This is a genomic window from Nocardia sp. CC227C, assembly GCF_030767025.1.
Taxonomy (GTDB): Bacteria; Actinomycetota; Actinomycetes; order Mycobacteriales; family Mycobacteriaceae; genus Nocardia.
The window spans coordinates 505,442-516,256 of the sequence record NZ_JASITE010000005.1 but is presented as its reverse complement, the minus strand read 5'-3'; the positions used below and the strand labels follow the sequence as shown (position 1 = coordinate 516,256).

The window sequence follows — 10,815 nt, the reverse complement described above, 5'->3', positions numbered from 1 at the left end:
GGTACCCCCGCCGCCCGCCCCCTGATCCGGGTGGCCGCGCATCGAAGGAGTTCAGGTATGGCCGAAGGACGCAGCGAAGGCGACATCACACCGCGCGCCCTCGCGGTGGTCGTGGTGATCGCGGGCGTGCTGGTGCTCGCCGTCGCGGTGGGCATGCTGCTCACCGGTCGCGGCGACACGCGAACGGGCCGTGAGCGAGTCCCCGCGAACGTGCCCCCGCCCACCACGACCGCGGTCGCGCCGACGACGTCCGTCCCCGCACCCGCCGCGCGGATTCCCACACCGGTGGCACCGCCGATGGACCTGGCCGACCGCCGGGTGGGTGACGACTGCACGCACGACAATGTCATCTCGGCATGGGATGTCCGCGATGGCGACTGGGTCTGCGTGCCCAAGTCGCCGGGGACCGAGAACTACATTCCGGCCGAGGCGGTGTATCCGGGCCGCTGACCGCTCGCGCTAGATTCCGGAAACCCCGGCGAGCTGGCCGATTCCGTAGGTGACGGCCATCGCCAGCGCACCGCCGATCACCACCCGCAGCACCGCGCGGCGCGGGTTGCCGCCGCCCAGCCGCGCACTCACCGAACCCGTGATGGCCAGCGCCAGCATCACCGCCGCGAAGGTCACCGGAATCCGCCACGACACCGGCGGCAGCAGAATGGCCAGCAGCGGCAGCAGCGCGCCGACGGTGAACGCCACGGCCGAGGAGAGCGCGGCCTGCCACGGATTGGTGAGTTCTTCGGGGTCCAAACCCAATTCGGCCTCGGCATGCGCGGCGAAGGCATCGTGGGCGGTGAGTTCCTCGGCGACCTTGCGTGCGGTCTCCGGTGAGAGTCCCTTGGCCTGGTAGATCTCGGTGAGTTCGGCGAGTTCGTAGTCGGGCTGCTCGGCGAGTTCGCGTTTCTCCTTGGCCAGCAACGCTTTCTCGGAGTCGCGCTGGGTGCTCACCGAGACGTACTCACCGGCCGCCATGGAGATCGCACCGGCGGTGAGTCCGGCGACGCCCGCGGTGAGGATATTGGTGGCGTCCGTGGTCGCGGCCGCGACGCCCACCACCAGACCGGCGGTGGAGACGATGCCGTCATTGGCTCCGAGCACTCCGGCCCGCAGCCAGTTGAGCTTGGACGCGAACCCTTCGGCATGCGGTTCGTGCGGGTGCGACTGCGTCCCGGTTGTCTGGTCCACGACCGCAGCCTAAGTGATTCCTCCCATGAATCAAGCGAGGTAAAGCTCTCCTTTGCCGGTATGCGGCCGATTAGCTGGAAATATGGACGGCATGGCCCGCTTCTGTCTGCGTCACTGGTCCACTCTCGTTCCCCTGATCGCCGCCCTGGTGCTGGCGGTTTCCTGGGGTCGCGATCTGAACGCGGCAGCGGTGATCCTGGTGAGCGCGGCCTTGACGGGGGCGGTGCTGTCGGCGGTGCATCACGCCGAGGTGGTCGCGCACAAGGTCGGCGAACCGCTGGGCGCGCTGGTGCTCGCGGTGGCGGTGACGGTCATCGAGGTCGGCCTGATCGTCACGCTCATGCTGTCCAGTGGGGACAAGGCGGCATCGCTGGCCCGCGACACCGTCTTCGCGGCGGTGATGATCACCTGCAATGGCATTGTCGGCCTGTCGTTGCTGGTGGGCGCGCTGCGGCGGCGCGTGGCGGTCTTCAATGCCGAGGGCACCGGGGCGGCACTGGCCACGGTGGCCACCCTGGCCACGCTGTGCCTGGTGCTGCCGACCTTCACCACCAGTGAGCCGGGTCCGGTGTTCTCGGGTGCGCAGTTGGCCTTCGCGGCGGTGGCGGCGCTGGTGCTCTACGGCGTGTTCGTCATGGTCCAGACGGTCCGGCATCCGGGCGACTTCCTGCCGGTCGAGGGCGGTCCGGCCGCGACGGTCGACGTCGAGCACGAGGAGCCGCCGACCGGCGGGCGCGCCCTGGCCAGCCTCGGTCTGCTGCTGCTGGCCCTGGTCGGCGTGGTGGGCCTGGCCAAGACCGTCTCCCCGAATATCGAAGCCGCGATCGCCTCGGCCGGGCTGCCGCAGTCCGCGGTCGGTGTGGTGATCGCGCTGCTGGTGCTGTTGCCGGAGGCGCTCGCGGCGGTGCGGTCGGCCCGGCGGGGCCGGGTGCAGATCAGCATGAACCTGGCGCTCGGCTCGGCCATGGCCAGTATCGGACTGACCATTCCCGCCATCGCCCTGGCCTCGATCTGGATCGAGGGTCCGCTCATGCTGGGCCTCGGCGCCACGCAGATGGTGCTGCTGGCCCTGACGGTGGTGGTCGGCGCGCTCACGGTGGTGCCCGGCCGGGCCACGCTGCTGCAGGGCTGTGTGCACCTGGTGCTGTTCTCCGCCTTCCTGTTCCTGGCCGTCAGCCCCTGAGGTTCACGAGGTCCAGCGGTACACCTGTCCGTCGCGTAGCTCGTAGGCGCGGGCGGGCGGCGTCGAATCGCCATGGTGCGGACGTCCGGCGAGCATGGCCATCACCCGGGTGCGGCCCCGGGTGATGCGGCCGTTCTCGGACCAGTGCACGTAGGGGTGAACGAGTTTCGCGAATGTGGTCCAGTCGTCGGCTTCGATGGCCCCCAGGATCGCGGTCACGGTCTGATCCACACCGCCAGTGAACTCCTCCGAGCGCGGCGCGGGAGCCGAATCCCGCGAATCCGTGGGTCGCTGACCACGGCCATCGTGATTGCTGACAGTTCACTTGCTGCGCGCTCGAGGTATTACCGACGGCTCCGAAGCCCTGATGCCATTGGTTCACCGCAGGCGTGACGCGCACCATATTGATAGCCGTTACCGCTGATAACAGGTTTCACAACAGCTGCTCACATGCTGATATAGCCGCTTGACCTGGTCGGCGAGGTTATTACCCGTTGGTAACCAGGCGGTGTCGATCACACCATAACTCGATTTGTTGTAACCGCCCGTAACCATTAGCTTTGATGGCAGGCAGTGTTGCCGATCACGGAGAAGAATGATTTGAAGCCCGATACCCGGTCGCTCCCGACCTCATCCGCCGCGCGGATCGTGCGCGACAACTTCTCCGGAACCGTCGTGTCCTCCCTGCGCACCTTCGGACGGGCCGCCGGGATCGCCCAGGAGACCGTCACCGGCGCGGCGAGCGATATCGCGCGCGGGCAGTTCCAGTGGCGGGAGGCCATCATCCAGGCGTGGCGGCTCATCACCGTCACCGCGCTGCCCGCGATCCTCATCGCCATCCCGTTCGGCGTCATCGTCTCGGTGCAGGTCGGCAATATCATCCACACCCTCGGCGCGGATTCGCTGCTGGGCGCGGCGGGCGGACTCGGCGTCATCAAGCAGGGCGCGCCGCTGGCCACCGGCTTCCTGCTCGGCGGCGCGGGCGCGGCGGCCATCGCGGCCGATCTCGGGGCGCGCACCATCCGCGAGGAGATCGACGCGCTGAACACCATGGGCATCAGCCCGATTCACCGCCTGGTCATCCCGCGCATGGTGGCCATGCTGTTCGTCGCCCCGCTGCTGAACATCCTCATCATCTTCGTCGGCGTGCTCGCCGGATACGCGGTCGCGGTCGGCGGCCAGAACGTCACGCCGGGCAGCTACTGGGCGACCTTCGGCTCCTTCGCCACCACCGCCGACGTGTGGGTGTCGCTGGTGAAGGCGGTCATCTTCGGCTTCCTGGTGGTGGTCATCGCCTGCCAACGCGGACTCGAGGCCAAGGGCGGCCCGCGCGGCGTGGCCGACGCCGTGAACGCCGCGGTGGTGCTCTCGGTGGTGTCCATCGTGGTGGTGAACCTGGTCGCCACCCAGATCACCGCCATGTTCCTGCCCACGAGGCTGGCATGACCACATCGACCTACGTCCCCAAGGGACTCGGCTGGTTCGCGCGCTTCTACCGCCGCCGCGGGCTGATTCTGCGCCGCATCGAGAATCTCGGCTTCGTGCTGGCCTTCGTCTGGCAGGTGCTGTCGTCGATTCCGTTGACGCTGAAGCGCTATCGCGACGAGACCATGCGCGCCATCACCAATATGACGTGGGGTCGCGGCTCGGTCATCGTGGGCGGCGGCACCGTCCCGATGATGATCGTGCTCGGCCTGGTCATGGGCGCGTCGGTGGCGGTGGAATCGTTCGCCACCCTGGACATGCTCGGCATGGGACCGGTGACCGGCCTGGTGTCGGCCTACGCGACCACGCGCGAACTCGCGCCCATCGCGGCCGCCATCGGCTTCGCCGCGCAGGCGGGCTGCCGGATGACCGCCGAGATCGGCTCCATGCGCATCTCCGAGGAGATCGACGCCATCGAATCGCTCGGCCTGCGCTCGGTGCCCTTCGTGGTCACCACCCGCGTGCTGGCCGGTGCGGTGGCCATCATCCCGACCTTCCTGATCGCGCTCATCCTGTCGTACCTGTCCTGCCGCGGCCTGATCACGCTGGTGCACGGGTCCGCCGCGGGCGTGTACGACCACTATTTCTTCCAGTTCGTCACCGGATTCGACGTGATCGCGGCGGTGATCAAGGTGGCCATCTTCGCCACCGTGGTCATCCTCATCCACTGCTACTACGGGTTCTTCGCCACCGGCGGACCGGAGGGCGTTGGCATCGCGTCGGGCAAGGCGGTGCGGGCCAGCTCCGTGGCGATCGTCGCCATCGACATGGTGCTGTCCATCGCGCTGTGGGGCTTCAACTCGGCGATCACGTTCACGGGGTAGGGATGCCGAATTACGGAATGCCCGGGGTCGCGGTCGACCGCGGCCGGGCGATGAAGGTGGGAGCCATCGCGGTCGCGGTGGTGGTGGCCGTGACCGCGGCCTGGTACGGCGTGCGCGCCATGACCGCCGAGGCGGGACTGCGCATCTCGCTGCACACCGAGCAGATCGGTGACGGTGTGCTGGCGGGCACCCAGGTGCGCCTGGACGGCGTGCTGGTCGGCAAGGTCGTGGCGATCACGCCCGCCGCGCGCGGCACCCAGCGCATCGCCCTGCGACTCGACGAGTCGCGGCTGTACGGCCTCGACGACTCGCTGCTGGTGGACTACGCGCCGCAGAATCTGTTCGGCATCAGCGAACTCGAGCTGCGCCGGGGGCCGGGCGGCGCGCCGCTGCGCACCGGCGCCGAGATCGACCTGACCGGGGCCAACTCGGCGGGGGTGTACGACGCCACCATGGGTTCGCTGCTGCGCAGCATGTCGCAGGTCGGCGACTCGGTGCTCACCCCGCAGCTGGCCACGGTGATCGCGCAGGTCGCGGCCGATGTGGAGGCGTTCACGCCCCTGGCGCAGGCCATTGTGACGGCCTCGCGCACCGTGGTGGACAACCAGAGGATGCCGCCCTCACAGCTGTTCGGCAATCTCGGCCCGGCCTTCGACGGCGGCGGCCGGTTCGCGGGCGCGGCGGTCGAGGTGGTCGACGTGATCCGCAGTATCGAACGGCTGCAACAGGATCGGGAATCCTACGACCACGGCGTGGACATCGTGGTGAACAAGCTGCTGCCCACCCTGTCGGAAACCCTGGGCCAGGCCGGAACCCAGCTCTCCGCCACCACCGACACGCTCGCCGCCATCCTGTCGGTGCTGGCGCAGATGGTTCCCGCGCCGCAGCGCACCGCCGGTGAGCTGACCGAACTCCTGCAGCGGCTGCGCGCCGCCATGCCGGACACCCCGAACGGTCCGGTGCTGAACGTCGAAGTGGATCTGCGCGGCGTGCCCGCCGTGGCGGTGCCGCTCCTGGGTGCGGGAGGCAGCCGATGAAGGTGGGGGCCGCCGCCTGGCGGCTGGGACTGTTCGCGGTGGTGATCGTGGCCGTGCTGGCCATGGTCATCCAGCTCATCGAACGGCCCGTCGCGGGCGAGACCGAGGCGCACGACGCGCTGTTCACCGATGCCAACGGCCTCAAGGTCGGCGATGACGTGCGCATGTACGGCGTACAGGTGGGCAAGGTGAAGAGAATCGACCTGGACGGCACCCGGGCGCGGGTGCGTCTGACCGTCAAGTCCGACGCCGCCGTCTACGACAACAGCACACTGGCCATCCGCTACCAGAACCTGACCGGGCAGCGCTACATCGACCTCCAGCAGCAGCCGCGGCCCGGGGTGCGCCTGCCCGCCGGAGCCACCGTCGGCGTCGAGCAGACGGTGCCGTCCTTCGATGTCACCAGCCTGTTCAACGGCCTGCGTCCGGTGCTGGCCACCATTTCCCCCGATGCGATCAACCAGTTCACCGCCAGCATGGTGGCGGTGATCGAGGGCGACGGCAGCGGCGTCGGCCCGGCCCTGGACGCCATCGGCCGGCTCGCGTCCTACGTGGACAACCGCCAGCAGGTGATCGGCACCCTGATCCGCAATATGTCGGAGCTGTCGGACCGGGTCGGTGGCCGGGTGCACCACCTGGTGCCGCTGCTGGCCCGGCTGTCGGACATCTTCGAATCGCTGCGCGAGAACATCGGCGGTCTGGCGCGATTCGCGGTGACCGCGCCGTCGGTGCTGGCCCCGGTCGACTCGCTGCTGCGCACCCTGGGCCTGGCCGAGGGCAACGACGTGGACGAGCTGATCCGGCGACTGTTCCCCGATCCGCGGGAGGCGGTGGCGGTGTTCGGGCGACTGCCCGCGGTGCTGGCCGCCGCGGACGCCGCGCTGCCGTCGGCCTCGGGCTGGACGCCGCAGTGCAGCAGGGGAACCGCGGAACTGCCGGGCCTGCTCCAGGTCCTGGTTTCCGGACAGCGGGTGGTGCTGTGCAACGGATGAGACTGTCGAGCCTGCTGCCCCGCGCGCGCAGGGTCATCGACGACGACACCCGCAAGCGGCAGGAACTGCGCCGCGGCGTCGTCGGCGCGGTTCTGCTCGCCGTCTGCCTGCTGGCGGTGGGCGCGCTGTACGTGGTGCCGTTCGGAAAGCACACCTACACGGCGGAACTGACCGAGGCCCAGTCGGTGAAGGCCGGTGACGACGTGCGCATCGCCGGTATCTCGGTGGGCGAGGTGGAATCGCTGGAGCTGAAGCCGGACAAGGTCGTCATGCGCTTCACCGTGAACTCCAATGTGTTCGTGGGCGATCAGACCGCCCTGGACATCCGCATGCTCACCGTGGTCGGCGGCCACTACGTGGCGATGTTCCCGGCGGGGGAGCGGCCGCTGGGCGGCACCCCGATCCCCGCGGACCGGGTCCGGCTGCCGTACAGCCTGATCCAGACCTTCCAGGCCGCGGCCGCGCCGCTGCAACAGCTCGACGGCGATGCGCTGCACCGCAATCTGTCCGCATTGAGCGGTTCGCTGGAGGCCGCGCCGGACACCCTGCGCACCACCCTGGACACGCTCGGCACCTACGTCGACGCGTTGAACCGGCAGCGCACCCAGGTCTCGAACGCCGTCGCGGTGCTGGACGAGTACGTGCGCATGTACGACGGCGCGAAGACCGACCTCGGCCGCCTGATGGACAATGCCAACCTGCTGGTCACGGTGCTGCTGGACAAGCACGCCGAGATGGCCGAGGCGATCCGGCTGCTGAGCGGCGTGCTCGATCGGGTGGCGGTGCTGGGTCCGGTGTGGAACGACCGGCTGCAGACGAGGGTCACCGACGCGGTGGCGGCGCTGCGCACCCTCAGCGGGGAATTCCAGCCCATGCTCACCGCCGCGCAGGGTTTGCAGGACAAGTTGTCGCAGTTGGTGATTCCCGACGGCGGGGTGGGTGTGGACCGGTCCGGCCGGACCATCTCCCCGCCCGCCGCCATCTGCGTGCCGCTGCCCGGGAGGGACTGCTGATGTTCAAGCGGATGCTCGGATCGCAGGCGTTCATGTCGGTCGCCGGTGCGCTGGTGATCGTGCTCGTCGCAGTCATCGGTTACGTCGTCGTGTTCGACCCGATGAAGAAGACCATCTCCTACACAGCGATCATGCCCGACGCGGTGGGCCTGTACGAGGGCAACAAGGTGACCATGCGCGGGATCGCGGTCGGCACCGTGGATTCCGTGGAGCCGGAGAACGGCAAGGTGACCGTCGGCTTCTCGGTGGACGCGAAGTACCCGGTGTACGCCGACGCCGCCGCCACCACCGTCTCCGAATCGATTGTGGCCGACCGTAATCTGGCCGTGCTGTCCAGCGGTGAGGATCGGGCGCTGTGGGATCCGTCCCGGCCCATCACCAATACCCTCACCCCCAAGAGCATTACCGAGACGTTGACCGCGCTGGCGAATCTGTCCGCCGAGATCCAGCGGGCCGACGCCCCGGACGTGCTGGGCCGCGGCCTGGTCGCGCTCGACGACGCCACCCGGGGCACCGGCCGCGAGATCAACGACATCGTCAACGAACTCGGTGCGGCCATGACCTCCCCGGATGCCGACATCGCGCATCTGGTGGGCATTTTCGACTCCTTCGCCTCGGTGGCGGAGAAGGTGGAGACGCACTGGGGCGATCTGCGCAGCATGCTGCTGCGGCTGGCTCCGGCGCTCACCATCGCCAGCGACGAGCTGATCGGTCCCGGCGCGGTGCTGATCGACCGACTGGGCGCGGTGCTGCCGATGCTCAACGACCTGGTCGTGCTGGCGGGCGATCCGATCATGGACGCGCTCAACGACGCCGTGCCCATGGTCCGGCTGCTGCGCGCGAATATCGGCTCGCTGTCGGAGGTGGTGCGCAAGCTGCCGGTGATCACCTCGGTGGCGCAGGCGGTCACCGGCCCCGACGGCATCACCTACGGGTCGCCGCGGGTGGCGCTGCCCGCACCGGAGGCCGAGCAGGTGTGCGCGGCCATCGACGCCGTCGCGCCCGGTCGGTGCGCGAGTGCGGCGAACGGCATGGTCGAGATTCCTCTGGTTCAGCTGGTGCTGGGAACGGCGGGTGCGCGATGACGGCGAAACTCTTGCGCCGCACCGGAATCGCGGTGCTGGCGGCGGCGCTGCTGGCGGGTGCCGGCGGCTGCGGCTTCGATCCCGCCTCGGTGCCGGTGCCCGGCACCACGGTGTCGGGGCCGACCTATCGGCTGCACATCGAATTCGACAATGTGCTGAACCTGCCCGCCAAGGCCAAGGTCATCGCCAACGGCGCGCTGGTGGGCACGGTGGCCGGGGTCCGAGTGGTGGACGCCGCGCAGGCTCCCGCCGGTCGCGGCGGCTACGTGGTGGTGGACGTCGACATCGCCCGCGCCGTCCAGTTGCCCGCGACCACCGTGGCCGAGCTGCGGCAGAACACCGTGCTCGGCGATATCCACCTGGCGCTCACCACTCCGACCGACGGATTCGGTGACCTGCTGGGCGACGGCGGCACCATCCCGCTCGCCCGCACCGCGCCGCCGGTCCAGCTCGAGGACACCATGGCCGCGCTGGCAACCTTCACCCAGGGCGGGGCCATCGACCAGCTCCAGGACATCATCCACCGGTTCAATTCGGTGCTGCCACAGGATCCCGCGGAGACCCAGCGCATCGCGCAGGTGCTCGCCGCCGACGCCGTCGACCTGGCCGCCAATCTGGACCGGGTCGACCTGCTGCTCGACGGACTGGGCACCAACGCGCAGGTACTGCACGACAAGATGGAATTCCTGGACCATGAACTGAGTCAGGTCTCGGTGGATCAGATGAACGGCATCACCCACTCCATCGACGGCGTGGCGGGCCTGTTCACCGCGCTCGGCGCGCTGGGCACCTCGCTGACCTGGCTGGCTCCCATCGCCACCTCGGGTGACGCGGTCGCGCAGGCGTTCGTGCCGCTGGCGGTGTCGGGTGCGCCGTTGGACCTGTCCGCGCCCGGCAATCTGAACCTGCTCATCGCCCTGTTGCGGGACAAGGTGATTCCGTTCTTCGAACAGGGCGCGAAGGTGAATGTCACCGGGGTGTCGGTGGATTCGGTCGGCAAGGACGAGCAGGTGGATCGCATGGTCGCCACCCTGCGCATGATCGGAGCCGTGCGATGAAGTGGGGATCACTGGCCTCGCTGGCCGGTATCGGCGTCGTCACCGTGGTCGGCGCGAGCTATCTGACCTTCGGTGTGGTGCGGGCGGATCCGTTCGCGGAGTTCACCGACGCCTCCATGGTGCTGCCGAATTCGGGATCGCTCGAGGTGGGTTCGCCGATTCTGCTGACCGGTATCGAGGTCGGCGAGGTGACCGCCGTGCGGGGTACCGCCGCAGGGGTGGAGGTGCGCTTCCGGTTGGACGCTGATCGGCGGGTGCCGACCGACAGCACCGTGGTCATCGAACATCTCTCGGCGCTGGGCGAACCCTATGTGGAATTCCGGCCCAACCGCCCCGGCGGCCCGTATCTCGCCGACGGCCAGCGGTTGGACGCGTCGGCGGTGCGCCCGCCGCTGTCCATTCCGGAGGTCGCCCGCCTGGTCACCAAGACCATGAACCAGCTCGACCCCGAGGCGGTGGGCTCGCTGGTGAGCACCCTCGGCGACGCCTTCATCGGCACCGACAGCGCCATGCCCGCCCTGCAACGGTCGGGTGATCTGCTGGCCGCGGCCATTATGAGCCGCGAGCCCGAGATCGCTCAGCTACTGAACAGCTTCCAGGCCGCGGCGGCGGATATCGACGGCATGGGCGAGGCCACCGGAGCCGCCGCCCCGGCATTCGTCCAGTTCTCGCATGCTCTGACCGACCTGGTCGAGGCGGTCGGTAGACTGGTCGACGGTGCCCCCGGACCCGATGCGTATATGGCCGACAACGGGCTGGCTACCTTCCTGGCACGGCTGAACGACTGGTTGCAGCAGGCCGGACCCGAATTGAAGACCCTCGCACCCGCCCTGCAACCCCTGGCGGACGCGGTGCGCAGCACGGGACCCCAGATCGATATCAGCACCCTGATCTCGCAGGCGCTCGCCGACACCGGAGACGGTGCCGTGCGCGTGCGGGTGAATGTGAAGTAG

Annotated in this window: 12 protein-coding genes; 10 read left to right on the top strand and 2 right to left on the bottom strand. The window is 69.0% G+C overall.

All coding sequences use genetic code 11. The annotated features are described in order from the left end of the window. Window positions 1–450, top strand: a 450-nt coding sequence (locus QMO76_RS13445; protein ID WP_306361582.1) for a hypothetical protein, incomplete at its 5' end; no start/stop codon positions are given. 9 nt (window positions 451–459) lie between these two features. Here the strand turns inward: QMO76_RS13445 and QMO76_RS13440 are convergent. Continuing rightward, entirely contained in the window at window positions 460–1,185 is a 726-nt protein-coding gene (locus QMO76_RS13440; RefSeq protein WP_306361581.1) for a VIT family protein, read from the bottom strand. A gap of 91 nt (window positions 1,186–1,276) precedes the next feature. Between QMO76_RS13440 and QMO76_RS13435 the strand changes: the two genes are divergently transcribed. Then, window positions 1,277–2,368 (top strand): calcium:proton antiporter, encoded by a 1,092-nt coding sequence (locus QMO76_RS13435; protein WP_306361608.1) that lies wholly within the window; start codon window positions 1,277–1,279, stop codon window positions 2,366–2,368. Between the two features lie 3 nt (window positions 2,369–2,371). Here the strand turns inward: QMO76_RS13435 and QMO76_RS13430 are convergent, their stop codons facing one another. Further along, window positions 2,372–2,599, bottom strand: a complete 228-nt coding sequence (locus QMO76_RS13430; RefSeq protein WP_306361580.1) for a nuclear transport factor 2 family protein — start codon at window positions 2,597–2,599, stop codon at window positions 2,372–2,374. A gap of 369 nt (window positions 2,600–2,968) precedes the next feature. On the opposite strand from QMO76_RS13430, the gene QMO76_RS13425 reads away from it, so the two are divergent. The 8 genes from QMO76_RS13425 to QMO76_RS13390 are packed head-to-tail and all read left to right on the top strand — an operon-like array spanning window position 2,969 to window position 10,815. Further along, on the top strand, window positions 2,969–3,814 hold the full coding sequence (locus QMO76_RS13425; RefSeq protein WP_306361579.1) for an ABC transporter permease: 846 nt from the start codon (window positions 2,969–2,971) through the stop codon (window positions 3,812–3,814). After that, window positions 3,811–4,677 (top strand): ABC transporter permease, encoded by an 867-nt coding sequence (locus QMO76_RS13420; RefSeq protein ID WP_306361578.1) that lies wholly within the window; start codon window positions 3,811–3,813, stop codon window positions 4,675–4,677. Before QMO76_RS13425 ends, QMO76_RS13420 begins: the two co-directional genes overlap by 4 nt. A gap of 2 nt (window positions 4,678–4,679) precedes the next feature. Then, window positions 4,680–5,714: a mammalian cell entry protein gene (locus QMO76_RS13415; RefSeq protein WP_306361577.1), complete on the top strand. Its 1,035-nt coding sequence runs from the start codon at window positions 4,680–4,682 to the stop codon at window positions 5,712–5,714. Next, on the top strand, window positions 5,711–6,706 hold the full coding sequence (locus QMO76_RS13410; protein WP_306361576.1) for an MlaD family protein: 996 nt from the start codon (window positions 5,711–5,713) through the stop codon (window positions 6,704–6,706). The genes QMO76_RS13415 and QMO76_RS13410 overlap by 4 nt, the downstream gene beginning before the upstream one ends. Beyond that, window positions 6,703–7,719 (top strand): MlaD family protein, encoded by a 1,017-nt coding sequence (locus QMO76_RS13405; RefSeq protein WP_306361575.1) that lies wholly within the window; start codon window positions 6,703–6,705, stop codon window positions 7,717–7,719. The genes QMO76_RS13410 and QMO76_RS13405 overlap by 4 nt, the downstream gene beginning before the upstream one ends. Beyond that, complete coding sequence (locus QMO76_RS13400) at window positions 7,719–8,804, top strand: MlaD family protein (RefSeq protein ID WP_306361574.1); 1,086 nt, start codon at window positions 7,719–7,721, stop codon at window positions 8,802–8,804. The genes QMO76_RS13405 and QMO76_RS13400 overlap by 1 nt, the downstream gene beginning before the upstream one ends. Further along, entirely contained in the window at window positions 8,801–9,862 is a 1,062-nt protein-coding gene (locus QMO76_RS13395; protein ID WP_306361573.1) for an MlaD family protein, read from the top strand. Before QMO76_RS13400 ends, QMO76_RS13395 begins: the two co-directional genes overlap by 4 nt. Then, window positions 9,859–10,815, top strand: a complete 957-nt coding sequence (locus tag QMO76_RS13390; protein WP_306361572.1) for an MlaD family protein — start codon at window positions 9,859–9,861, stop codon at window positions 10,813–10,815. The genes QMO76_RS13395 and QMO76_RS13390 overlap by 4 nt, the downstream gene beginning before the upstream one ends.

Excerpts from the sequence above, each read along its gene's own strand:
- QMO76_RS13435 (WP_306361608.1), top strand. The coding sequence starts at position 1,277 with ATGGCCCGCTTCTGTCTGCGTCACTGGTCCACTCTCGTTCCCCTGATC.
- QMO76_RS13420 (WP_306361578.1), top strand. The coding sequence starts at position 3,811 with ATGACCACATCGACCTACGTCCCCAAGGGACTCGGCTGGTTCGCGCGC.
- QMO76_RS13415 (WP_306361577.1), top strand. The coding sequence starts at position 4,680 with ATGCCGAATTACGGAATGCCCGGGGTCGCGGTCGACCGCGGCCGGGCG.
- QMO76_RS13410 (WP_306361576.1), top strand. The coding sequence starts at position 5,711 with ATGAAGGTGGGGGCCGCCGCCTGGCGGCTGGGACTGTTCGCGGTGGTG.
- QMO76_RS13405 (WP_306361575.1), top strand. The coding sequence starts at position 6,703 with ATGAGACTGTCGAGCCTGCTGCCCCGCGCGCGCAGGGTCATCGACGAC.
- QMO76_RS13400 (WP_306361574.1), top strand. The coding sequence starts at position 7,719 with ATGTTCAAGCGGATGCTCGGATCGCAGGCGTTCATGTCGGTCGCCGGT.
- QMO76_RS13395 (WP_306361573.1), top strand. The coding sequence starts at position 8,801 with ATGACGGCGAAACTCTTGCGCCGCACCGGAATCGCGGTGCTGGCGGCG.
- QMO76_RS13390 (WP_306361572.1), top strand. The coding sequence starts at position 9,859 with ATGAAGTGGGGATCACTGGCCTCGCTGGCCGGTATCGGCGTCGTCACC.